This is a genomic window from Candidatus Syntrophocurvum alkaliphilum, from assembly GCF_009734445.1.
GTDB classification, from domain to species: domain Bacteria; phylum Bacillota; class Syntrophomonadia; order Syntrophomonadales; family Syntrophomonadaceae; genus Syntrophocurvum; species Syntrophocurvum alkaliphilum.
In genome coordinates, this window is sequence record NZ_CP046457.1 from 1,856,140 (window position 1) to 1,880,624 (window position 24,485).

Genomic DNA, 24,485 nt, shown 5'->3' on the forward strand with positions numbered 1-24,485 from the left:
AAAAAATATAGAATCTTTTATTTATCTTGACTTACCAGCGCGTACGCTTAGTTTCACCAAACCCCTTTATTCCTGAAAAATGCACCTTTTCTCCCTTAGGCTTTTGAAAGTATCCGGAAAACTCGCCCGGAAACTGCCGGAAAAACGTTTTTAAAAACCGAGTTTTTTTCATTTCCTTCATCTCATCATATGGGGTGAAAGTTAAAGATATAATGCCATTTTCATTAAAAGCCTTCCACTCATGCATAGGATTTAAAGGATCATAATCAAAAATCACCCGTCCAAAACGATACCTTTCACCATCCAGCCATAAAACATTCTCAGAATAATAGGTTTCATTAGTAAATGCAGCAAAATTTCCACCTATTGATAAATTTTCTTCCTTATCATAACCCGAGAACCCTATCCAGTACCATTCGGTTTCCCTTTTATAATAGCCAGCAGACCAGTTATAAAATAGTGTAGTATTAGATAGATCAAACTTTAGTTCTTTATCATCTAACTCAACATTGATAAAATCGGGTTTTATAAGTGAAGCTTTTTCAGTAAAGCTCCATCCATTTTGACCTGCCGGACATAATACTCTTAAAGGGCGATTTAAATTAAAATCATAATAAAACTGACCCGCAAAAGAAAAACGATTGCCTAAATTACAATTTACAAATAGCTCACTAGTTAAAAAATTTTTATTAATATCTATACCATTTTTGCCTTTACTATAAGCAATAGAATGTTTATCAGGATTAGCCGGGAAATCGAATTGTTTTTGTTTTTTAAACATACCATATACCTTATGGTCAAATAGCAAGCCTTCTTTGAAATCATAAAGATAAACAAAACAGTTATAACAATAGCTTAAATCTGTCATTGCTAGACCTAAAATATATTTATCACTAATCAAGCCTAAATAATTTAACTTATGAAACTTCCACTTCTTTTTAAAACCCTCTATTTCCCGATCAAAAAAGTCTAGTAAGCGATAATCCTGATAATTAAAGTCAATAGGATATTTGTCTATTATCCCATAATTAGCTCGACCATTTTCATTGATAATCGAAAACATCCTCAATCCTCCCAATGCAAACCAGTAATTCCCCTTATTTAAGATATCGAAATCTTAATACAATACAATTAGCATAAACAAAAAAATAGATGATGTCTACATTATAAAAGCTGTAATCCCCTAGAGCTCTGCTATAAAGAATGATGCAAAAAAGCGAGTCTGACATAAATTTAGTCAGACCCGCTTTAATTAAAAAATTAAGCTTGGTTTCACTGCCAAAAGCTAAACTTAGACTTTGGAGTCAGCTGAGCAAACATGTTTATCACACCTTGCTACTTGTAGAACCATTTTTATTGCTTGCGTTCTTCACGCAGATCATCTAAGGCAGCTTGCACTCGAGCACGCTCTACTGGTAGTGAACCTTCTTTAAGCTCCCCATAAAGTGCCTTAAATAAACAATAAATCATTAGAAGCATAATAATCATGAAGGGAAATCCTCCAAGGAGAGACGCTGTCTGCAATGCAGCTAGTCCACCCGCCAATAGCAAGACAGCAGCAAACGCTCCTTCTAAAACACCCCAAGTAATGCGTAATCCCATTGGAGGTGTAGGATTACCTTCTGATGTTAACATACCTAATACATAGGTTCCTGAGTCAGAAGAAGTTACAAAGAATATTGCTACAGATATCATAGCTACAACTACTAGTAAGCTTGATAAGGGGAAGTTAGCTAGCATAGCAAAAAACCCTAACGCTTCATCAGTTGCTACTATATCGGCAATTCCACCTGCTCCAAAGTGTTCCATGAATAATGCCGCACCACCGAATACACTAAACCAAATCATGCTTATAACTGTTGGTACTAACATTACACCTATAGCAAAACTACGTATAGTTCTTCCTCTAGAAACTCTGGCGATAAAGGCTCCTACAAATGGCGCCCATGCAATCCACCATGCCCAATAAAAGATTGTCCAAGCATCATACCAACCTTCAGTTCCAGCTCCAGCTGCATCTAAGCCAAATGACATACTTAATAAGTTTTGTAAATACTCACCGAAAGAATGAGTAAATAGGTTAACAATAAATAAAGTTGGTCCAACCACAAATACCAATAGCATAAGTGTTCCCGCAATAGTAATGTTTATTTGACTTAACCACTTAATGCCTCGGTTAATACCTGTGGTTGTAGATACAATGGCTAAGGTTGTAACAACAACAATTATAGTTAGCCATAGTGCAGGATTGTTTTGTATGCCGAATAGTGTTTCCATTCCTCCACCAATCTGCATAACACCCATACCTAATGAGGTTGAAATTCCAAATAGTGTGGCTAAAACCCCTATTATATTTACTGCATAGCCCCAGCCACCATTTATACCATCACGACCTAATATTGGTTCTAAGGTTGAGCTTAATAGCATTGGAAGTCCTTTGCGGTATGAAAAGTAAGCTAATGCACCCGCAACAACAGCATAAATAGCCCAAGGGTGTAAACCCCAATGGAAAAAGGAATATTGCATAGCCATATGTAAGGATTCTGCGGTGTTAGCTTCACCATAAGCTGGCCACATATAGTGATTAATCGGTTCTGAAACACCCCAGAATAGTAAACCAATTCCCATACCAGCACTAAATAGCATTGCAAACCACGCTTTATTCGAATAAGCCGGTTCTTCATCATCTCGTCCTAGTTTTATTTCTCCGAGAGGACTTAATATTAAAAATATAATTAAAAATAAAAACGCACTGCCTCCTAGAATGAATGCCCAGCCTAGATTAGTAACCATCCAATCAAAGGCACCGTCAATAAATGATTCAAAGGCTTCAGGCAACATAATTCCTATGGCAACAAATGTTACAGCTAAAATAATAGAGATAATAAACACAGGAGTTTTAATCGCATCACTAAATAACGTAAGACCTTTTTGCTCTTGTTCCAACTTTTTCAACCCCCTTTAAATTTTGATAATTTAGGACTACCAAATAGTCAATTTATACCAAGCCCCCTCTAAATCAAAATTAAATAAGAGCAATATTTATAATTAAAACAAAGATAAATATATGACCAAAGGCCGAGAAAAACCGACACTTTTAGCATATTTAAATAATTAAATGACTATATGTTATTTGATATAACTATACCTATCAAACTCTTTATCCCTCTCAAATTAAGGCTCATAATCGAAGACTAGTATATTAAGTAAATTAAACTTAGCCACTTGGCATATACTATAAAATGCGCTATTTTTCTTGCCAATCTGATAAGGTTGAGCAGGGTGGAACAGGGGACGGTTCTCTGTTCTATCTAGTGATAGAACAGAGAACCGTCCCCTGTTCCAGCTCCCCCTCCCCTGTTTCGCCTGCCGCCTCTGCCTCTCCCCCTGTTTTATAAAAAATTTTATATTGAAGTATTTTTTTAATTAACTTATAATAAACATGTAGTAAAATACTTGTAGGCAAGCAAGTAGGTAGTTTGGTAGAAGTTTGGTAGTTAATCAAATGTGGTTTCAAAAGTTAAAAGGAGTAGAATGGTAGAAAAGCAGGAATATTATCTGTGCATTATTATGCATACATTTTTGTGTATTTTGTGCATATTATTTTCGCCATCAACTCCGCAAGGAGTTTTTTTTATTTTAAGGGGGGTTTGTTTTATGAAAAGAATAATTAGTATTTCATTATTAGTATTTCTTACATTAATCATTTTTACAATTAGTGGCTGCACTAATTCAGAGGACGAAAATCATAACCTTGATTTAGCACATTTTTTCCCATCAACTCATCCAGTTCATACACAGCTACTTGAACCTTGGGCAGATGAAATTGAATCCACAACTGATGGAAGAATAAAAATTCATATTCATCCAGCAGAAACTTTATTACAGGCTGATGCAATTTACGATGGAGTTGACCATAAACTTGCTGATATTGGTCTATCATGCTTTTCTTATACAAGAGGGCGATTCCCAGTTTCAGAAGTATTTGAACTACCAGGCATAACCTATGAAAGCTCAGAAGTTGCAAGTATAGTTGCATGGGAAGGAATTAATAAAATTAATCCACAAGAAGTTCAAGACACCAAACTATTAATGCTATTTACTACAGGACCAGGACATTTGTATACTAAAGAACCTGTTAGAAGTCTTGAAGATTTAATGGGAATGGATATTCGTGCAACAGGTCTTTCAGCTAAAACTTTAACTGAATTAGGTGCAAATCCAATTCCTATGTCACAAGCAGGTGCTTATGAAGCTTTATCTAGAGGTGTAGTCAAAGGTAATCTTGGACCAATAGAGGTGTTAAAGGGATGGAATCAAGCAAATGTAACACAGTATGTTACAAAAACACCATTTCTATATAATAATGTTTTCTTTATTACTATGAACAAAGATTCATGGGCAGCACTAGATAACGAACTACAAGAAACAATGTTAGAGATTAATGAAAAATATTTATATGAAGTTGCAGCAGGCTTATGGGATAAACAAAATGAAGAAGCTTTAGAGTGGATAGTAGAAGAAAAAAATATGAAAACCTTTACATTAACCGAAGAGGAAAAAGAACGCTGGAAATCTCAGGTTAATACAATACAAGATGATTTCGTAAATGAAATGAATGCCTTAGATTTGGACGGTAAGAATATTTTAAATACAGTTAAAGATTTAGTTGATAAATATAATAATTAATCAGTATAAATAATTATATCCAGAGGGGAGAAGAAAATGGTTATTTTTGAAAATTTTTTTACCAAAATTACTAAAGGAATGGATTTAATTGCAGGTGTATGTGTTTTTATAATAATGGTTGTTGTTGTTGCAAATATTATTCTCCGTTCAACTATAAACCAACCCATCTTAGGTACATATGAAATAGTAAGTTATTTAACAGCTACTGCAATAGCTTTATCACTCGCTTACTGCGCTATACAAAATGGCCATATAGCAATTGACTATATTGTGAACCGGTTATCACATCATTTTCAAAGAGTTTTAAATATAGTTATTAACTCATTTTCATTTATATTTTTGTCTATTATAAGCTACCAAATGATGATTTTTGCTTTGAGTATGAAATCCAACGGAATAATTACTGCCAATGCTCAAATACCTGTATTTCCTTTTGTTTTTATAATTGGTATAGGATTTGCAACTCTTTCTATCGTATATGGTATTAAAGTAGTTAGTAGTCTGATAAAAATCCCATTTTCATTGCCATTTGCCATGCCTAGTTTTCCTTTATCACTACCTGCTGTGTCAAAAAGGAGTAGCAAATGAGTCATTTAACTATAGGGATATTAGGCATTCTTCTGTTCTTTGTATTAATTTTCTTGAGAATACCAATTGCTTTTGCTATGGCATTTACTGGTTTTATAGGATTTAGCATTCTAACATCATTTGACGCTGGTTATAGAATGTTAGTTACTGAGATTTATAACACATTCACTTCCTATTCTTTAAGTGTTATTATTATGTTTATTTGGATGGGTTTTTTAGCTTATTATTCAGGATTAGGTACAAGGATGTACTTATTTGCATATAGACTTGTTGGGCATCTACCTGGTGGTTTGGCTATTGCTACTCAATTTGCCTGCGGTGCATTTGGTGCCATTTGCGGCTCTAATACTGCCTCCGCAGCCACTATGGGTGCTATTGCCCTTCCAGAAATGAAAAAATACAATTATGATTCTTCTTTAGCTACTGCAAGTATTGCTGCTGGTGGAGTTCTTGGTGTTTTAATACCACCTAGTGTTATTTTTATACTTTATGGTATGACTACTGAACAAAATATTGGGAAGTTATTTATAGCAGGTATTATTCCCGGCATACTTCTTATGCTTTTGTATATTGCAAGTATATTTATACTTACATTAAGAAATCCTGAATTAGCACCACCTGGTCCAAAAGCTAGTTGGAAAGAACGACTGCAAGCTCTATTTGGAGGTTTATTCGAGGCATTAATTATTTTTTCTTTGTCAATTGGGGGACTTTTTGTAGGTTGGTTTACTCCGACTGAAGCAGGTGCAGTTGGAGCAGCAGGTATTTTTATTCTAGGTTTATTAAAAAGACAACTCAATTTCGAAAAAATTAAAAAATCACTTTTAGATACTACCAAAACTACTGCTATGATTATGTTAATTATTGCTGGTGCAATTATATTCGGACGCTTTATTGCTATTAGTAGAATACCGTCTGAACTAGCAAATTTCATAGATTCATTACTACTACCAGTCTTTTTAATAATGGGCTTTATTTTATTAATACATTTTATTTTAGGTTGTTTTATAGATGCCTTAGCACTAATACTGCTTACTACTCCTATTTTTTACCCTATAGTAGTTACTACTTTAGGGTATGATCCGATATGGTTTGGAGTGATTATAGTGTTAATAGTAGCTATGGGAGTCATCACTCCACCTGTAGGTATTAATGTCTATATTATTAAAGGTGTTGCAGCTAATGTTGAACTAGAAACTATTTTCAAGGGTATTTGGCCATTTTTAATAGCTATTATAATTTGTATTGTATTATTAATAGCTTTTCCTGGGCTAGCAACTTTTTTACCTAACTTGCTACAATAGGTAAAACAGGGGGCGATGAAACAGGGGGCGGGGGCGTGAAACAGGGGACGGTTCTTTGTTCTATCTAATGATAGAACAAAGAACCGTCCCCTGTTTCACGCCCCCGCCCCCTGTTTCACCTTTTTAAAATAGACAGCAGGAAATATGTACTATGTCGCGAACGTTAGATTTAGGAATAATTTAAGGGGAAAGGCAATCGTATGATTTCTAAAAAACACTTAACAGATAACATTAACTTCTTTTTTGATGCTAGTTTTGCAATTGATAAAGATGGTAAAGTAATTGCATGGAATAAGGCTATGGAAGAAATGACCGGAATTAAAAGAGAAGAAATAATAAATAAAGATAATTATTCATATGCTGTCCCTTTCTACGGCAAACCTAGACCAGGGTTGCTTGAAGTATTTATAAAAAACAATGAAGATATTTATTCCTACTACCGCAATTTAAATATAGAAAAAAATAAAATAATAGCAGAAACATATTCTGAGTTCCTAAACGCAGGACAAGGAGCTCATTTATGGGTTGTAGCAACCCCACTATATAATGAAAATAAAGAGCTGATCGGAGCTATTGAATTCATACGAGATATAAGTGAAATAAAACAACTAGAAACTGATCTAAAAAAGAGTAACGAAAAATATCGCAACTTAGTTGAACAGCTAAATGAAATAATCTATGAAATTGATTTAAATGCTAGAGTTACTTATATTAGTCCTATTATTGAACATATAGCCGGATATAAACCAGAAGAAATAATCGGACACCGCTTTACTGACTTTGTGTACCACGATGATTTAGAAGAAAGAATGGCTCAATTCCAAAGAGTTGTAACGGGAGTTCAAGACTATACCGAATATAGAATGGTAACTAAAATAGGTAACCCAGTTTGGATAAGAACATCAGCTAAGCATATAATGAAAAATGGGAAAGTGGTAGGATTAAGAGGAATCATTTGTAATATCAATGATAGAAAAAAAGCAGAACAAAACCTGCAAAAAAGTGAAGAAAAATTCAGAGCACTTTTTGAAAATATGCAAGACGGAGTTATCATATATGAATTACTATATGATGAAAACAATAATGCAATTGATTATAAAATAATAGATGCCAACTCTGCATTCGAAAAACAAACTGGAATATCACACAACAAATCAATAAATAAAAAAATTACCGAATTATTAAATCTAGAAAATGCTCCATATCTAAAAGAATACGAGCAAGTAGATAAAACTAATATACCATACACTATTGAAACATATTGCAAACTATTAAACCGACACTTTAAAATGGATGTTTTCTCAATCAAATCTGGTCAATTAGCTGCAGTTTTTGAAGATATTAGTGAACGCAAAAAAACAGAAGAACAAATTCGCCACTTAAGCTATCATGATAACCTAACAGGTTTATATAATCGATCTTACTTTGAAAAAGAATTTCCAAACATAGATAATGCAACTAATCTCCCTATTAGTATCATCACTGCTGACCTTAATGGTTTAAAACTATTAAATGACACCTTTGGGCATATTATTGGGGATGATCTATTAAAATTTGGTGCAGATATATTTAAAAAAGTGGTTCGTAAAGATGATATTGTTGCAAGGGTTGGTGGAGACGAATTTGTTATATTGTTATCTAACACATCACAAAAAGCCGCAGAAAAAATCATTGATAGAATACAAGCCGAATTCGACAATAAGCAGATAAAAGGAATAAAATTAGGTATATCCATTGGTGCAGCTACAAAAACCTACGAAAACGAAAATATCCAACAAATTTTAGCACTTAGTGAAGAAAAAATGTATAAAAACAAGCTTTATGAAAGTAAAAAGACAAGAGAAAATATAATCCAAACACTGCTCGAATTTTTAAATAACAAAAATATAGAATCTAAAGAGCACTGTGATAGGATAGCTAAATTAAGTGTACAAATAGCTAAAAAACTCAACCTACATAAAGAACAAATAGAAAAATTAAAACTATTAGCTACTATGCATGATATTGGAAACATAACAATACCCGAGAGTATATTAAATAAGCCAGAAAAACTAACTGAAAAAGAATCTGAACAAATAAAAAAACACGTCGAAAACGGCTATAAAATTGCAAGCATGGCTCCAGAGATGAGCCATATAGCAGAAGAAATACTAAGCCACCATGAAAGATGGGATGGGCTAGGTTATCCCAGAGGCTTAAAAGGTGAAGAAATCCCTCTACTATCCCGTATAATAGCAGTAGCCGATGCCTATGATGTAATGACAAATGATACACCCTATAGAAAAGCAATGACAAAACACCAAGCCTTAGAAGAGCTTTCTGCAAACGCCGGAACTCAATTTGACCCTTATATTGTAGAAGCATTTTTGAAATAGAACTCGTAACGTAAAACAGGGGATGGTTGTTTATTTTATCTAAGATAGAACAAACAACCATCCCCTGTTTTTTTTTTACTTTTCTTATAGCTTACGTTTTTTAGTTTTATTTTTAAGGATTTTATAAGATATTTTCATATAATCATCCCATAATTTTTTATCTAACATTTATACACCTGCTTTCTTTTGACGGTCACCTACTTTCAAAAAAATTTTAATAATGTTTTTATTTATAAACACCTTACATGTAAGTATTCAAAGTTGTTAAAATTACTTTCTTTAACCATGTGAAATAAAATTTTGAAGCTTATAGTACCTATCTTTTATTATGATTTTGTCTAACTATCTATAACCTAAATTTAAGTTAAATCCATAAGACAATTTTCATTATACCATAATAACCAAATTTTGGCCAGTATAAAACAGGGGACGGTTCTTTGTTCTATCTAAGGATAGAACAAAGACCGTCCCCTGTTTTACCTTGATCTCATATTATGAAAAGGCTTGTCCTTTATTACTTGAAGATTTAACTTTTTCAATTATTAAACTGATTAACCTCTCTTGTTTGCGCCAACGGGTATAACTACGAGATGGATCTAATGAAAAATACGTTAAAATAGCTTTTAATGTTTGAGCATCAAACTCAATTAATTCTGAATGTAATCCTATAGCACCTTTATCATAATAAACTTTAAAAGGATCAAATCCTTCTGGTACTCTCACCTTCTCTTTTTTTGATTTAACAGCTGGCTTAGAGGAGACTTGTATCATCTCTTCAAATGGTGCTGACAGTCGTTTTGCCATAGCTTGATTATTCTCTATCTCATTAGCTAAAAGCCTTAAAAAATCCGCCATTTGTTTTCCCATATTATCTTTTGACATACTTTAAAACCTCCTCAGTTAACTGCCTATACTCTTGATAAGGTCGATTATAACTATATTTCTCTTGTAGGTTCTGGTAGGATGCTGAATAATCCATGGCTGCAGCTGACTGATTATTTTCGGGTATTATTGTTGAGAAAACTCTCTGATAACCTAACTTTACTGCACTTGACTTTAATCTATGTAATTGCCCTTTATGCACAGATGCCTGAGCCCTATATTTACTAACTACTAATCCCAAAGGACTAATCTTACTAGCCGTGTTCTTCTTAAAGCGATTAATACGCTGAACTATCTGGGGTATCCCATAAGTAGAAAGTATATCAGGAACAACAGGTATTAAATAATAATCACTAATAAGTAATCCATTTTGAGTAAACAAACCTAAATCAGGTGGGCAATCAATCATAACCATATCGTATTCATTAATTCTATCTGCTATTGCATTCCTTAATTGCATAACAGAATCCTGTGTAACCCCTTTACCTTTATATAAAACCTCATCTTGAAACTCTATTAAATCAATACTTGATGGAAGTAAATCTAATCCTTTTATCCCTCCACCAACATTAGATACATCCTTTATAATAGCCTCATCAGCTGAAAAAACAGGGTATTTATTAACACTATCTTTAAATACACTTAATAACGTTTGCCCCCGAACATTTCGCCTTTTCCACTCATGTTCGTCTATTAATGCAACAGTGGAATTTGTTTGTGGATCAATATCTATAACTAACACCTTCAGTCCATAGACAGCAGCCATAAACTCAGCCAATGCAACAGTAAGTGTAGTCTTTCCTACACCACCCTTTAAATTTATAAGGCTAATGACTTTAGCCATAAAATCACTCTTTCTAGAAATTATAGTTTAATAATAATACGCTAATTAAATACAAATAACCTGCCTCATAAGATTAATAATAAAAACAGCACTCTGCACAATTTATCTGCAAAAGGCTTTAGCTATGTCGAATAACTCCAGTAAAAAAGCAACATTTAAGCTTTTCGCTAAAATGCTGCTCATAATCCTCTTTATCATTAAATAAATATGCTTGTTAATTATTAAATTTAATTTATAATTAACTTAATATGTTTTAAAATTGTTCATTTTTCATATTTTTTGAAGATATTTTACTTAAATAATAGTTTTTGTAATAGAGATTTAGAATTTAAAAATTGGGAGGTGCACACTAAGTAAAGGTAGCTAGATTTCTATTTTTCAAAAACTATCTAGGACAGTAATTATCACATAATTAAAATAAGGGGTTTAAAGGAGGAGAATTAATGTTTATAAAAAGCAAAAAGCTTGTTATTTCATTAAGTATTTTACTTATTTTCTCAATTACTATAATGGGCTGTGGTTTACAAGGTGATGAAGAACACAAGGGTGATGTAAGAATTGTTTATGTTGAGTGGGTATGTGCTACTGCATCTTCTTATGTAATAGCTGATATATTAGAAAATAAAATGGGATATAATGTAGAAGTAATGCCTTTATCTGTTGGTGCTATGTTTGAAGGACTAGTAAGTGGTGATGGGGATTTCATGACTACAGCATGGCTACCTGTTACTCATAAAAACTATATGGATACTATGGGTGATGATTTTGATTTTGTAGGCATTAATACTGAGGGAGCTTATTTAGGTCTTGTTGTACCTGATTATGTTACAATCTCATCTATTGAAGAAATGGCTGAATATAAAGACAAATTCAAAGGAGAAATAGTTGGAATTGATCCAGGAGCTTCAATGATGGCTGCTACTGAACAACTAATTATAGATTATGATTTAGAAGGATTTAATCTAGTTGAAGGTACTGATGCTACCATGACAGCCGCTTTAAGTAGAGCAATTGAAAGAGATGAATGGGTAGCTGTTACAGGTTGGACTCCACATTGGAAATTTAGTCGTTGGAATCTGAAATTTTTAGAAGATCCTAAAGGACTTTATGGAGAAGAAGAATACATAGGCACTATTGCAAGAAAAGGTTTAAACGAAGATATGCCAGAAGTTTATGAATTAATCTCTAATTTTGAATGGGATGTAAATGATTTAGCTAGTGCTATTGAACTTGCTGAAGAAGAAGGCGCTACCAGTGAATCAGCTGCCGCTAAGTGGGTTGAAGAAAACGAAGATTTAGTCAACAATTGGCTTCCAGAAGCTTATAAATAAAATCAATTAGAGGAAGTTAAAGAGAATGTCTTAGGTTCCGTGTAAATAATAACAACTAAAAGCTAGTTTGTTCATTTATAACGGAATCTAAGATATACTCAACCTATTAAGTCCCGGTCCCCTTGTCTATGTATTAGTCTTCTGCTTCGTTTGCTACAATTGTTCTTCAATCTTACGACCACCATACATAATACGGATAATCACAACCGTTGTTTTTGATTCAACGGGCAGATAGAACACCAAATAATTATCCACTGGCAAAACCCGCAAGCCTTTGCTATACCAAGGTTCTTTCTCATAAAGATGATACCGCTTTGGCATTTTATTCAGCTTTGCAATTGCATCCATGATTCGTCGTGATTGATTTTTTGCAATTTCTGGCTCAAGCAGAGCAAATGCAATATACTCAAAAATACTGCGCAAGTCTTGTTCCGCTTGTTCGGTATAAACTACATTCCATTTCATATATCATAATCCCGTGACATTTTTTCAGCTACACTTTCAGCAGAAACGACTCTTCCATCAATTAGGTCTGACAAGCCTTTCTCGATTTCAGCATTGAATTGCTCCTCAGTAAGTGCACTTATTGACTGTAGTTTACTTTGCGATAACTTCAAATCAAATGGGATACCTCGTTGAAGTGCAACCTGTCTAAGGAAAAGTTCGATTGCCTTTGACATCGGAATACCAAGCTGCTCTAAAACAAGCTCCGCCTGTTTTTTGACTTCGGGCTCAACACGAGCAAATATGTTTGATGTTCTTGCCATAACGGGCACCTCCTTTTAATTAAAATATACTAAATTGTATTGCGATATGCAAGATGCCCGCTAGCAATCCGAAATCATATCTAGATATTATTAAAACCAGACAAGGGACAGGGACTTGTCTGGTTTATATTATTTTGCTAAGTTCATCTATAAATGCTGGTTTGTTTTTGTAATTAATTTTTAGCTCATTAACCATATCTTTTTGTTTATCCTTGCCAGCTATCTTTCTATACCTTTTCAGTATTTCACATACTCCTCGGTAATCTGTTCTTTTTGATGAATTATTTGCTTTTGTTCTAATATGTATTTTATATAAATCAACAACTTCTTCACTAAACCTATCATTTAATAAATATGCAAATTCTTCTATTCTACTCGGATCATCTCTTACAAATTCAATTAACGCGTCTAAATCATTTTCTTCTAGTATTAGCTTAAGGTACATATTCCTCCCACGCCAACTCTTATTGTTTTTTAATCTCCCCTGTACCTTTTTAAACTTTAGTTTGTGTCTGGCATATGCTCAGTTATAAGAAATTCTGCCAGTCCCTTCTATTATAAAGCACCCTAATTATTGTAACGATTTTACTCTCTTCATCTACAATATAAAAAACAATGTAATTATTAACTACTATCTTTCTAATCCCTTTTTGAGCAAGTAATTCATGACTTACTAATGCATGTCTAAATTGCATACTTCCTAATGATATAATTGCATTTGAAATTCTAGAAATCACTCTTTGTGCCGTTTCAGGCTCTAATAACTCCTTAGATATATACCATATTATTTCTAGCAAATCACTTTCTGCAGGTTTAGTAATTTGAATATCGTACGTTGCCATACTATAAATCCTTTTGTATATCTGACAATGCATCTTTAAAAGATCTTACCTTCTTCTCTTGCATTGCATCCATCCCCTCGTCAAGCAATTTATATAGCTCAAACTTACCCACAAGCTTTTCATAAGTTTCAATACTCATAACAGCAAGATCTCCCTGACCATTTCTAGTAATAAAAACTGGCTCATTATATTCATTGCAAAACTCAGAAATCTCATTATATTTATTTCTTAAATCTGAGCTAGGTCTGATTACAGGCATTAAAAACACCTCCTTTAGGTTATCAATATTATATCATAAAAAAGATATGTATTTGAAATTACTCCTTATTTAATATATTCTTTGCTTTGTTATATTTCATTATATTCATAGAAAAAGACTTCTACACCATCACTATTAGTAAGAAGCCTTTTAATGACTTATATAATTTTTACTTTTTTCATCTAGATCGTTTACTTCACTCTCTAACTTTTTAAACTCCCTATTAATCTTCTATTTGCTGCTGAGTTAGATTGCCTTCTTGTACCAGTTCAGCTAATTGTTTCATTTGGTATAGTTTTTCTTCTATTTCATCTAATACCTGCAGTCTATTATTTACCCAATCTAATAATTTTTTGTAATAGTTATTAACTAATACTATTCTTCAACCATTGCATTCATAAAAGCTCCCTTTTCTTTTGACTGGAGCTTTTCATTTTTATAGCTTCCTAGCACACCACGCACTTTTTTGCTGTGTTGCTTTTTTATATCGGCATTTTCTATGTTTTCATATGGTAAAATTATTATTTCAACTTTTTTGTTTTTAAGCTCATCAGGAATGTCTATAATACTAGCTAATACATCACTATTGGCAACTTTCCTTACAATCTTCAAATTTTTCACTCCTAACGATATTTAAGAAAAATACTTTAAAAGTATTATACCTTGTATCTTAAATCAATAAAACAACAGGATCTATTTTCCATTTGATAGTTATTTTCGTTTTACTAATATATAACATTTACTCTATTATAATTATATCATATTTTCAATTTAATGGAATTTATCTTGATTCTGAATACAAAAAAGACTTCTACACCATCACTATTAGTAAGAAGTCTTTTAATGACTTATATAATTTTTACTTTTTTCATCTAGCTCGTTTACTTCACTCTCTAACTTTTTAAACTCTTTATTTATATCTTCTATTTGCTGCTGACTTAGATTACCTTCTTGTACCATTTCAGCTAATTGTTTCATTTGGTATAGTTTTTCTTCTATTTCATCTAAAACCTGCAGTCTATTGTTTACCCAGTCTAATAATTTCTTGTAATAGTTATAACTAATACTATCCTTCCTCCATCCAGGCATCTAGTTTTTGCATTACTAAATCATAGGTTTGCTCTGATACTTCGGGTAGACCTCCTAAGGCAGCTGATGCTGCTTCAAATCCTTGTTTAATTGCATCTTTTAATAGTTCTATTTTATCCTTATCTCCACCTGATATAGCTTTGGCAAAATCTACTATGCGATCACTTACTTTTTCTGCACTTAGTTTGCCGCCTTCTTTTATCATAGCTTTAGCTTCTGCCCGAAAACCAAATTGCTATACCACACCATAATTCAACAGCTTTAAATTTATCATTATCTAAAAGATCCATTAACATCTTAGCTATAAATTCAAATTGTTTAATTCTTTCATTTCTATTTTGTACTTGATTCTCATCTTCTTTTTTTCTCCTAAGATGTTTTTTACCACTTTATAACCTGAAAAATTATTTACTTTCTGAGTCATTTCTTTATAACCTAACTTTTGATCAACATCTATAGGCCACAAAACCTTTAAATTCACTTCAGGTATATCATTCCTATCACAGCCATCAATGAGATTAATATAGTATTCTATTATTTTATCACTTACATCGTTTGGAACAGGTACTACTACAGAAGGATATTTCTTGGCCACACCACTTATAGAATTTGAAAGTCTGTCATGAAAAATTTGGTCATTTCCTCCACTAACCCTTGAAAGACCAAATGTTTTAACGCTTTTTGGTAATATTCCCTTCACTTTAATACAGGTTTTGGTTAATTCGTCACCTTTTTCCTCATATGATCAGATGCTCTTAAAGTAAACTTTGATATTTTTGTCTTCCGTATAAAACTCTCATGATGTTGACTTGCTCTTTCTCTTCATCAACCAGATAAAATACAATGTAGTTATTGATAGTAAGCTTACGGTATCCTTTATTTTTTAGAAATTCATCCTCTACATAATTGCAGGAGAAAGGATAATCTTTAAGCCGCATAACACTGTGTTCGATTTTCTCCATAAGAGTTACTGCCGCCCCTTCAGCATGTAATTCTCTTGAGATATGGTAATAAATTCCATCTAAATCTTCACTGGCAATAGGTGTGAATTTAATCTGATAATTTTTATTTTCCATACTTATCCTTTAATCTCTTAAAGACATCTGCTGCATCTTCCAGGGGCTTTCCATTTTCAAGCTGCTCTTCTGCTTTTGCTAGTTTCTCATAGAGTTCTGCTTTAGCTAGTTTTTTCTCATAGGTTTCCATGCTCATTACAACCATGTCACCATAGCCATTTTTCGTAATAAAAATCGGCTCTTTATTCTCATGACATAGTTTTGAAATCTCCGTTGTGTTTCTTAAATCTTTAATGGGTCTAATATCAGGCATAATTACCACTCCTTCCACATGTTTATATCGTGGCTTAATTATAGCATAATTATGTCTGATATTATATAGACTGCATCTAATTTATAAAATCTCATCAATATAAGTTGTCTCCTGACTCAGCTTTCTTCGCATCATTTTTAGGTATAACTTAAAAATACCCTAAAACAATAATTGAAAAGTACTCCACCATAAAATAGAATCCTATGTATATTATTACATAGGAGGTTGGGGAGTTGATAAGCTTGCTTAATAAACGTAAGCGTCAAAATCTTAACACCTATATTTAAAGACTAAATCCATGCCATAATTCTAATAGATAAAAATTAAAGGATGTGAGCTATGGATTTACTTTTTTACAGTAAATAAATAAGCTCCAATCTAATCCTTATTAAAGGAATAACTGGAGCTTTATTATATATTGATGTATTAAATTGGAGATTACTTTATTCTTCATCTTTATTAGGCATTCTGCTTAAGTATCAATGCTACCATTTTGAGGTGCGATTTCATCACTAAGTTTTTCTCTTAGATATTCTACTGCTTCTTCCATGGTATTTAGTGATATTAGTATATTATCAGTTAGTTCTTTTTCCATTTCTTTCACCTGCTTTTGCCATCACTTTGTGGTTCATAATGTATGAGAGAATTAATTTATATTTTTGAAAAGGAGTTGAGCAAACATTGCATATCAATTTTACTGCTTTATTTAAATTCATTAAAGAATGGTTATATTATGTTTATTGCTTTTTATCAACTTATTTTATGACCAAAAAACAACTCCAACATGAAGTCATTGCTTTGCGCTCAATAGTTGCATTAAGTGAACATGATATTAAAACAAAAAAACGCCCCAAACCTAAAGCTACTCCAGCTTTCCGCCAACTATGGGTGTTGCTTTCTAAAACTTATGATAAATGGGACTTTACTATAGCTTATTTTAAACCTGCAACAATTATAAAATGGCACAAAACAGCATTTTCTTTTTACTGGTTTAAAAAATCTAAAAAGAAGGGAAGATCACCAATAAAGCTAGAGGTTATAAATCTTATAAAAAAAATACATAAAGAAAACCCTCTATTATCTCCCGAAAAAATACATGAAAAGCTAATTCTTTTAAATATTAAAAATGCTCCCGCTCCAAATACTATCGCTAAGTATCTTCCCCAAACAAAAAAACCTCCCTCAAAAAAACAGGTTCAATCTTGGAGAACATTTCTAAAAAACCATGCAAAAAATACTTGGGCAATGGACTTTTTTACTATGCCCACTTTAACTTTTAAAATTCTTTATGTTTTAGTAATAATTAATCACGGCAGCCGAAAAATTGAACACTTTGCTGTAACTACTAATCCAAACGCAGATTGGTTAAAGCAACAATTAAGAAATACAACACCTTATGATCATAAACCTAAATATATTATTCATGATAATGATCCTGTTTTTCTAGCTAAATCTGTACAGGAATTTTTGAATTTTTCAGGTATAAAAGCTAAAAAAACCTCTATAAAGTCTCCTTGGCAAAATCCTTATGCCGAAAGAGTTGTTGGCATTTTACGGCAAGAGCTTTTAAATCACATAATTCCTTTAAATGAAAAACATCTTAATAATTTACTAAAAGAATACATAGAAGATTACTATAATACCCATCGCACCCACCAAGGAATTAATGGCAATACACCAATTCCTTCACCTACTTATTTACCTACAAAAGCTAAAAATTCCAAGCTTAAATCAACTCCAGTCCTAGGCGGGCTATACCATACATATAATAAGGCCTCTTAAGTTGTTATTTGTAATATTATTGTATTTTTTCTATGCAACTTTCGGATAAGTGTGGCATAACATGGATATTTATTGAATATTTTTTATTATTTGTAACTTAAAAGCTTGTTTTTTATGTAATGTTTTTTGTATTTTATTGTATTCTTGTAGTTTAATGTTAATTTTGGTGTTTAGATATGTTTTTTGAAGTGGACACCCATCAGAACCATCGAAGAACTCAATGGTTTCTTGGCCAATGGTAAATCCAGTACCCTCTAAGTGTTTTACTAAGCCATCAACGGAAAGAGCCCCTGCCGCTGTAAAGTAATCTGTATTGTCTTCACTGATACCTTGGTTTAAAACTTGGTTTTTAATTGTATCAAGATCGAAATCAACAGTTGCTTCTGAATATTTTCTTATAGCGTTTAATCCTGTTCCTGTTACATCACTAGCTGTAAAGCTAGCTGCTGTTAAAGAGCCACCCGCAGAGTAGTTCATTAAGTCTGCAGCTTCAATTCCACCAGCATTGTCATCTAATAAACCAGTTGCCTGAATTTCTTGACCTGCACCAGTTGCTACAGTAGCAATAGTTAATGCATTCTCATCTCTAGAAATATTGTAATCTTCAGCATCTATCGATTCATTAACCGCAATTGCTTGATTTAAAGCTTCTTCTGCAAGTCTTGTAATTTGTTCTTTTGACATTCCATCTTCGATGTAGATATCTACATCGTCTCCAGCGTCATTGATATTAATGTCTCCAGTAGAAAAAGTCGTACTATCATCTTCATTTTTAAAGTTTAGTTTAATATCTTGTCCGTTTAGGCTAACTGTTATGTCTTCATCTAACACTCTGTTAGTGTCATCAGTTGATGACTCAACTGCATCCTGAGCAAACTGAATCTGAATAGCTGCTTTTTTCGCAGGAATAAATTCCCCACCCTCAAGATATGCTGGCACATCATCTAGACCTGCTTTTGGAAGATTTAAGTCACCTTTTAGTTCCGGATCTACCCCTTCACCTTGAAGTATCTTTTGGGTGTTGAACTCGGTGGTGTTTCCTATTCTATTTATTTCTGATGTTAGCTGATTCATTTCGTTTTGCATTGCTTGGCGATCAACTTCTACGTTACTGTCATTAGCTGCCTGGGTTGCTAGCTCTCTCATTCTTTGTAAGATATCATGGGTTTCGTTTAGTGCACCTTCTGCGGTTTGGATTAATGAGATACCGTCTTGGGCGTTTCTTTCTGCTTGTTGCAGTCCTCTGATTTGGGCTCTCATTTTTTCTGAGATGGATAGACCGGCTGCATCGTCACCAGCACGGTTGATTCTTAGTCCTGATGATAGTTTCTCTGTTGATTGTGCACCTTCTGCGTTGTTGAGTGTCAACTGACGGTGGGTGTTCATTGCCATCATATTGTTATTAATAATCATATAATTATTCCTCCTTGAATAATAAGCTCCTACGTCCTTGTAGGGCGTTTTTTTTCAACACATTTAGTACTGTGGAGTCGATGAAGTAGTATCGACCTTTAGACTATTTCAACTCTCCCCCCTTTGCTTTGGAGTAGTACTTTTTGTGCCTTATTTTATATATCGGATAATTTGGCAGGAAGTTTATAGGTAAATTTGAAATTTTGTCATTTTTTTAGTGAATAGATACAGGTAAGCATAGACTTTAACGAACTTTGACAAGGTTTTAATTTTGAATTCTTAATTTTTAATTATGGTTAGGAAACTTGCGTTTCCTTTTTTATTAAAATTAAAAGGGAAAGCTTTGCTTTCCCTTCGTTAATTAAGAATTCAAAATTTAAAATTAAGAATTGCTTCAGTCAAGCTTGCTTGACTGAAGCTAGCCCATTTGTCCTAGTTGTGAGGCTAGCCAGTCGCTTTGGCTGTTCATTTCTGCCACGGCTCTTTCCATGGCTGAGAATTGGCTCCATAGTCTTTCTTCGGTTCTTATCATTCTTTGTTTCATGTCTGCTATACGTTGTTCTTCACGACTTATTTGTTGACCTAGAAAACTTGGATCATGGGATAGTCCATCTATGCCGGCTCTTTGTCTGATACTGTCTATGGCGTTGCCTGCTGCTTCATGCAATGCACGTGCGATTCCAGGGCCTTTTTCAACTACTTCATTTCCGTTTTCGTCTTCTTCAACTACTCTATCCTGAGTAAATAATTGGATAACACCTTCTAAATCATCAGATAATGCTGCTCTTAACTTGTCTTCGTCTACGTGGAGTTTGCCTTGTTCTTGCCAATTTTGAGTACTTATGCCTATGGCAGATAGTTGTTGATAGTCACCTTCTATGCCTTCTACTGGTGAGGATGTAGCCATACGAAGGTTTGAAGCTATGCTATTTAAAAGAGGGTCAGCTCTAAAGTGTCCACTTCTAGCTTTTTCTTCCCACATTTCTATTTCATCTTCACTCATGGCTCTTCTTTGTTCATCTGTTAATGGTGGAAAATCACGATGCCTTTCTTCACCTAGCTTAGTGCTTATGTTTTCTATAATTTTATTGTATTTATCTACAAATCCGGTTATTTTTTCTACTACTGCGTCAGTGTCGTTGCTGACTGTTAGGTTTACGGTTTCACCAGCTTGTTGTAGGTTCATGTTTATGCCCATGATTTCTACATCATTGCTTTGGAATTCCAGATCCTCCATGTCATTGAAGTTTATTTTAGAGTTTACACCTGTTTCACTGCTCATTTGTAGTTTGAATATGTTGGTTAGTAAGCCTTCTTCATCGGACAAGATGGAGACGTTATTTTCTTCGTCACCATTGATACTAAATTTATTATCATTAAAACTAGCTACATCTTCCCCTAATTTATCATTTATTTCATCTATAATAGTATCGATATTATCATTGGCACCAAAACTTAATTCCTCTACATCTTTGCCTATTTTTATTGAAATATTAAATACATCTGATTCACCAACTAATTCGGGGAATATTTCCTTTAACTTTTCATCTGTATTGATACTTTCACCTAATGATTCTGTACTTTGTAAAGTAGTACTTTCATCCAAATTAAGCTTTAGTTGGTCCGACAAAAAGCCATCATCTGTCAAAACTGATAGTTCTGAATTAGTACCAGTATCAGTTGTCATTAAGAAGAATCTATCTATATTAGCATCGTAGTTAGCGCGGATGCCTAGGTTAGCATTGTTTATTTCTCTTACTACATTGTGTATGCTAACTTCTTCAGTATTAAATGTAAATGCTTGTTCACCTGATTGACCTTTTAAAGTGAATGATACTTCATCACCAATATCTTCCCCAAACTGAGCTTTAAGATTGGATATGTCATCATTTGACTGTAAAACATCACTAGTTTTATTTACTCCACGAGCTAATTCTTTTATTTCTACTTCATAATTTCCTTCTATGGCACTTGATCCTGCGGTTGCGCTTAGAGCTGATTCGTTTGATGATGAAACTTCCCTGCTCATGTAGCTGCTTTGTAATCGCATATCAAAGGCTTCGTTTCTTAGGTTTAGAAATTTTGAGTTTAGTTCGCGATAGTCTTCTCTTTTCCATTCGAGAACTTGTTTTTGTTGGTGGTGGCGGTCTACCTTCATTTTTTCTATTTTCATCATCTGATTTACGATGTCTTCGGTATCGAGGCCGCTGGCTATGCCGCCGAATCTTATGTTGTTTACGCCGTACACAATTACCCCTCCCTTTGGTCGGTAATTTTGAATTCTTAATTTTTAATTTTTAATTATGGTGAGGAAACTTCGTTTCCTTTTTTATTTTGTTTTTCTCGCTTCGCGAGTTGTTTATTGGGAAAAGCTTTGCTTTTCCTTCCTTAATTAAGAATTTAAAATTAATAATTAAAAATTAGAAGTTTACTTCTTATAGTCTTTTAGTTTGTCTAGGTTTTTACCTAGGTTGCTTATGTTTTGGGTTGCTTGAATGTTTTCTTGTATTATTTGGTCGTAGATTTCTTTTCGGTATATTTTTACGTCTTTGGGGGCGTTTACTCCTATTTTTATGGAATCTCCCTGTATGTCGATTATACTTATTTCTATGTTGTCCCCTACTATAATGCTTTCGCCTTTTTTTCTACTAAGTACTAGCATAGGCTATGGTCCTTCATTTACAGCCGCTTTTTGGGGCTGGTCTTTAGTTTGATTGAAAATATAGTGCTTAGTAGTATATTCGGATTTTTCAGAGACAAACTGAAGTCCTTTTTTTGTTTTATGGTTAATGGCTATAGGGGCCAATAAGTTTGCTGTTGATTTTTTGAAGTCTTCGGGTATTGTTAGTATACAGTAGACTGCGATTATTGGTGTTTCGTCTTTTTTTACTTCTAGTTTTTCTAGGTGTTCATCATCTAGCTTTACTTTGTAGTCGGAGAAAAAGCTAAATGGGTCGGTTAGTATTAAGCATAATTCTGGGTTTCTTATAGCTTGGAGATAGAAAAATGGGCTGTTATCGTCCATGGGGATTAGCGCAAATTGAGTTTGGTCTTCGAAGCCGGGAATGCCGGATTCGAAGGTGATTAGGTTTTTTTCTTCTATTTCTATTTGGCCTAGGATTGGGCTGTTTATTTTCACTTTAGGTCTCCTTTCTGAGTTGGGGTTTTTTAATAGACGCTGGTTCGCTTTGCTCACTCACTGACTTTTTGGACTTACGCAGACTTTTTTTTGTTTTTTACGAGCTTCGCTCGTTTTTTCTGTGTCTATTTTTTATTTCTGAGTCGCTGCGCTATCTGGTTTAATGTCTAGCCGCTTCGCCATTCATAGCTATGCTGTTATTTGTTTTTTGGGGATGAAGTTTATTTCTAGGTAGTTTTTTTGGTTTAGGTATATGTCTACTTTTCCCCATTGGAAGTCTTGTTGTATTGTTCCTTGGTTTATATTTATGTCTAGGGTTCCTTTTTGGGGTATTATTTCTACTGGGTGTTTTTCAAAGTTTATGTTTGGTCTTTGTTTTGGTATTGCTTCTACGTTGAAGTCTTTTTGGGTGTCCATGGCTCTTTTTGCTAGGTCTTGAACGGTTATGTTTCCTTCTATTTTAGCCAGCATATCACCTTCGGCGGCTATTTTGCCGATGGCTTGGATGCCGGATGATTTTGCTTTCTGAGAGTGATAGTTAACAAATTCTATCGGTGCTCTTTTGTTGAAGTCGGCAAAGCATTGGGATTGGTCTATGTGAACTTTTGGTTGCTGTTTTTGTATTTGTACTTCTGGTTTTTGGGTATTTATTTGTAGTTGGGGTTGAACCGTATTCAGCCCTAGGAATGGTTTTGTTGTGTTTATTCCTATTTGGGCGAATTGTTGATTTATGTTTATTTGCATTTTGGGCAACCACCTTTTTTATAGACGCTGGTTCGCTTTGCTCACACACTGACTTTTTGGACTTACGCTGACTTCTTTTTTTGTTTTTTTAAGCTTCGCTCGTATCTTTTATTAATTTTCTGTGTAAGTCTGTTACGTCTGTGGGAGTCTGTGTCTATTTTTTTATCTTAAGAAGTCTACTAAGCTGGGTTGGATTATTCTGGCTCCTGCGGAGAGGGAGGCTCGGTAGACGTTTTCTTGCATTTTTAGTTCCATTATTACTTTTGCCATATCGGCATCTTCGGTTTGTGATAGTAGTTCGTTATATGATATCTGGGTATCTTCTAGACGATTTTTTTGTAGTTCTAGTCTATTTACTCTGGCTCCTATGGTTGAGCGAGCTGAAAGTAGGTCATCTATTTTAACATCCAGATCTCCTAAGGCTTTGTCCATTGCGTCAGAGTCACCTTCACGAATAGACTCTACTAATCCATCTAGTAAATCAAATACACCCTCTTTTCCATCAGTATCTTCTGTTTCTTCAACTCCCATGAAAAAGTGGGACATATCTTTATCATTTAAATTCATAGGCATGGTTATACCAGCTGATATTTCAACTTCGATTGATCTATCATTGCCATTCCATTGATGGGGGTTATCTGGATCTTCGCCCTCTTTGTAAGGTGCTTCGGTTACATTTGTGCCGGCAAATACGTGTTTAGTTCCATAGGTAGTATTTGCTAGCATTTTTAGTTCGTCATTGAGTTCTTCTATTTCATCAGCAAGAGCTCGAAGTGCTCCGGTATCGTTGGTGCCTGTTTTGGCTTTTACTGTTAGTTCACGGGCTCGGTGCATTATCTGGGTAGTGTTGTTTAGTGCTGAGTCGGTTGTTTCCATGAAGTTTATGGATTCACCTAAGTTTGATATATATCTTTCACCTTCGTTTATGTTTGTACGCAGGCGCAAGGAGTTAACCAAGCCACCAGGGTTATCTGATGGGAGGTTTAGTTTTTTACCAGTTGATAGTTGGCGCTGGGAATTTTCCATTTGGCGCATGTTGTTGTTTAGATTTCTGTTTAGGTCGTTTACTAGCATTGTGTTTGTTACTCGCATAATTCACCCTCCGGGT

Annotated in this window: 28 protein-coding genes; 6 read left to right on the forward strand and 22 right to left on the reverse strand. The window is 33.8% G+C overall.

Features of this window, described 5'->3' with window-relative positions:
* Positions 1-31: 31 nt before the first annotated feature.
* Entirely contained in the window at positions 32-1,063 is a 1,032-nt protein-coding gene (locus tag SYNTR_RS08945) for a DUF2804 domain-containing protein (RefSeq protein WP_156204191.1), read from the reverse strand.
* A 290-nt stretch (positions 1,064-1,353) separates the two neighbouring features.
* Positions 1,354-2,946 (reverse strand): BCCT family transporter, encoded by a 1,593-nt coding sequence (locus SYNTR_RS08950; RefSeq protein ID WP_156204192.1) that lies wholly within the window; start codon positions 2,944-2,946, stop codon positions 1,354-1,356.
* A gap of 711 nt (positions 2,947-3,657) precedes the next feature.
* Between SYNTR_RS08950 and SYNTR_RS08955 the strand changes: the two genes are divergently transcribed.
* The 4 genes from SYNTR_RS08955 (at position 3,658) to SYNTR_RS08970 (ending at position 8,956) form a co-directional block, all read left to right on the forward strand.
* Complete coding sequence (locus SYNTR_RS08955; RefSeq protein ID WP_156204193.1) at positions 3,658-4,689, forward strand: TRAP transporter substrate-binding protein; 1,032 nt, start codon at positions 3,658-3,660, stop codon at positions 4,687-4,689.
* A gap of 36 nt (positions 4,690-4,725) precedes the next feature.
* Positions 4,726-5,277, forward strand: a complete 552-nt coding sequence (locus SYNTR_RS08960) for a TRAP transporter small permease (protein WP_156204194.1) — start codon at positions 4,726-4,728, stop codon at positions 5,275-5,277.
* The gene (locus SYNTR_RS08965) at positions 5,274-6,581 is read left to right on the forward strand and encodes a TRAP transporter large permease (RefSeq protein ID WP_156204195.1); all 1,308 of its coding nucleotides are present in this window, start codon (positions 5,274-5,276) and stop codon (positions 6,579-6,581) included. The genes SYNTR_RS08960 and SYNTR_RS08965 overlap by 4 nt, the downstream gene beginning before the upstream one ends.
* Before the next feature lie 200 nt (positions 6,582-6,781).
* Positions 6,782-8,956: an HD domain-containing phosphohydrolase gene (locus tag SYNTR_RS08970; RefSeq protein WP_156204196.1), complete on the forward strand. Its 2,175-nt coding sequence runs from the start codon at positions 6,782-6,784 to the stop codon at positions 8,954-8,956.
* 492 nt (positions 8,957-9,448) lie between these two features.
* On the opposite strand, the gene SYNTR_RS08975 is transcribed toward SYNTR_RS08970, so the two are convergent.
* Positions 9,449-9,838, reverse strand: a complete 390-nt coding sequence (locus SYNTR_RS08975) for a hypothetical protein (RefSeq protein ID WP_156204197.1) — start codon at positions 9,836-9,838, stop codon at positions 9,449-9,451.
* Complete coding sequence (locus tag SYNTR_RS08980; protein WP_156204198.1) at positions 9,825-10,682, reverse strand: ParA family protein; 858 nt, start codon at positions 10,680-10,682, stop codon at positions 9,825-9,827. Before SYNTR_RS08980 ends, SYNTR_RS08975 begins: the two co-directional genes overlap by 14 nt.
* Positions 10,683-11,125: 443 nt before the next feature.
* Here SYNTR_RS08980 and SYNTR_RS08985 point away from each other — a divergent pair, with 443 nt between their 5' ends.
* Positions 11,126-12,013: a glycine betaine ABC transporter substrate-binding protein gene (locus SYNTR_RS08985; RefSeq protein WP_156204199.1), complete on the forward strand. Its 888-nt coding sequence runs from the start codon at positions 11,126-11,128 to the stop codon at positions 12,011-12,013.
* 153 nt (positions 12,014-12,166) lie between these two features.
* Here the strand turns inward: SYNTR_RS08985 and SYNTR_RS08990 are convergent, their stop codons facing one another.
* The 12 genes from SYNTR_RS08990 to SYNTR_RS11745 all read right to left on the reverse strand — a co-directional run bounded on the left by SYNTR_RS08990 (position 12,167) and on the right by SYNTR_RS11745 (position 16,894).
* Positions 12,167-12,478 (reverse strand): type II toxin-antitoxin system RelE/ParE family toxin, encoded by a 312-nt coding sequence (locus SYNTR_RS08990; RefSeq protein WP_156204200.1) that lies wholly within the window; start codon positions 12,476-12,478, stop codon positions 12,167-12,169.
* On the reverse strand, positions 12,475-12,780 hold the full coding sequence (locus SYNTR_RS08995) for a type II toxin-antitoxin system RelB/DinJ family antitoxin (RefSeq protein ID WP_156204201.1): 306 nt from the start codon (positions 12,778-12,780) through the stop codon (positions 12,475-12,477). The genes SYNTR_RS08990 and SYNTR_RS08995 overlap by 4 nt, the downstream gene beginning before the upstream one ends.
* A gap of 124 nt (positions 12,781-12,904) precedes the next feature.
* Positions 12,905-13,225, reverse strand: a complete 321-nt coding sequence (locus SYNTR_RS09000; protein WP_156204202.1) for a hypothetical protein — start codon at positions 13,223-13,225, stop codon at positions 12,905-12,907.
* 82 nt (positions 13,226-13,307) lie between these two features.
* Positions 13,308-13,622 (reverse strand): type II toxin-antitoxin system RelE/ParE family toxin, encoded by a 315-nt coding sequence (locus SYNTR_RS09005; RefSeq protein WP_156204203.1) that lies wholly within the window; start codon positions 13,620-13,622, stop codon positions 13,308-13,310.
* Between the two features lies 1 nt (position 13,623).
* Positions 13,624-13,881, reverse strand: a complete 258-nt coding sequence (locus SYNTR_RS09010; protein ID WP_156204204.1) for a type II toxin-antitoxin system prevent-host-death family antitoxin — start codon at positions 13,879-13,881, stop codon at positions 13,624-13,626.
* A 375-nt stretch (positions 13,882-14,256) separates the two neighbouring features.
* Positions 14,257-14,502 (reverse strand): hypothetical protein, encoded by a 246-nt coding sequence (locus SYNTR_RS09015; protein ID WP_243140175.1) that lies wholly within the window; start codon positions 14,500-14,502, stop codon positions 14,257-14,259.
* A 219-nt stretch (positions 14,503-14,721) separates the two neighbouring features.
* Positions 14,722-14,970 carry a hypothetical protein gene (locus SYNTR_RS09020; RefSeq protein ID WP_156204206.1) on the reverse strand — a complete coding sequence of 83 codons (249 nt, stop codon included), beginning with the start codon at positions 14,968-14,970 and terminating at the stop codon, positions 14,722-14,724.
* Entirely contained in the window at positions 14,948-15,175 is a 228-nt protein-coding gene (locus SYNTR_RS09025; RefSeq protein ID WP_156204207.1) for a hypothetical protein, read from the reverse strand. Before SYNTR_RS09025 ends, SYNTR_RS09020 begins: the two co-directional genes overlap by 23 nt.
* 96 nt (positions 15,176-15,271) lie before the next feature.
* Entirely contained in the window at positions 15,272-15,670 is a 399-nt protein-coding gene (locus SYNTR_RS09030) for a hypothetical protein (protein ID WP_156204208.1), read from the reverse strand.
* 55 nt (positions 15,671-15,725) lie between these two features.
* Positions 15,726-16,046, reverse strand: coding sequence for a type II toxin-antitoxin system RelE/ParE family toxin (locus tag SYNTR_RS09035; RefSeq protein ID WP_156204209.1), 321 nt, complete (start codon positions 16,044-16,046; stop codon positions 15,726-15,728).
* The gene (locus tag SYNTR_RS09040; protein WP_156204210.1) at positions 16,036-16,299 is read right to left on the reverse strand and encodes a type II toxin-antitoxin system Phd/YefM family antitoxin; all 264 of its coding nucleotides are present in this window, start codon (positions 16,297-16,299) and stop codon (positions 16,036-16,038) included. Before SYNTR_RS09040 ends, SYNTR_RS09035 begins: the two co-directional genes overlap by 11 nt.
* Before the next feature lie 472 nt (positions 16,300-16,771).
* The gene (locus tag SYNTR_RS11745; RefSeq protein ID WP_279285950.1) at positions 16,772-16,894 is read right to left on the reverse strand and encodes a hypothetical protein; all 123 of its coding nucleotides are present in this window, start codon (positions 16,892-16,894) and stop codon (positions 16,772-16,774) included.
* 167 nt (positions 16,895-17,061) lie between these two features.
* On the opposite strand from SYNTR_RS11745, the gene SYNTR_RS09045 reads away from it, so the two are divergent.
* Entirely contained in the window at positions 17,062-18,081 is a 1,020-nt protein-coding gene (locus SYNTR_RS09045; protein WP_243140176.1) for an integrase core domain-containing protein, read from the forward strand.
* A 69-nt stretch (positions 18,082-18,150) separates the two neighbouring features.
* On the opposite strand, the gene SYNTR_RS11750 is transcribed toward SYNTR_RS09045, so the two are convergent.
* From SYNTR_RS11750 to flgL, 6 genes are all read right to left on the reverse strand, one after another.
* Positions 18,151-19,494 (reverse strand): flagellin N-terminal helical domain-containing protein, encoded by a 1,344-nt coding sequence (locus tag SYNTR_RS11750; protein ID WP_156204211.1) that lies wholly within the window; start codon positions 19,492-19,494, stop codon positions 18,151-18,153.
* A 418-nt stretch (positions 19,495-19,912) separates the two neighbouring features.
* Positions 19,913-21,742 (reverse strand): flagellar filament capping protein FliD, encoded by a 1,830-nt coding sequence (gene fliD, locus SYNTR_RS09055; protein WP_156204212.1) that lies wholly within the window; start codon positions 21,740-21,742, stop codon positions 19,913-19,915.
* 180 nt (positions 21,743-21,922) lie between these two features.
* Positions 21,923-22,156: a carbon storage regulator CsrA gene (gene csrA, locus SYNTR_RS09060; protein WP_156204213.1), complete on the reverse strand. Its 234-nt coding sequence runs from the start codon at positions 22,154-22,156 to the stop codon at positions 21,923-21,925.
* Between the two features lie 3 nt (positions 22,157-22,159).
* Complete coding sequence (gene fliW / locus SYNTR_RS09065) at positions 22,160-22,633, reverse strand: flagellar assembly protein FliW (protein WP_197079087.1); 474 nt, start codon at positions 22,631-22,633, stop codon at positions 22,160-22,162.
* A 189-nt stretch (positions 22,634-22,822) separates the two neighbouring features.
* Entirely contained in the window at positions 22,823-23,377 is a 555-nt protein-coding gene (locus SYNTR_RS09070) for a DUF6470 family protein (RefSeq protein ID WP_156204215.1), read from the reverse strand.
* Positions 23,378-23,539: 162 nt separating this feature from the next.
* A complete protein-coding gene (flgL, locus tag SYNTR_RS09075; protein WP_156204216.1) occupies positions 23,540-24,469 on the reverse strand; it encodes a flagellar hook-associated protein FlgL in 930 nt (309 codons plus the stop codon).
* Positions 24,470-24,485 lie beyond the last annotated feature (16 nt).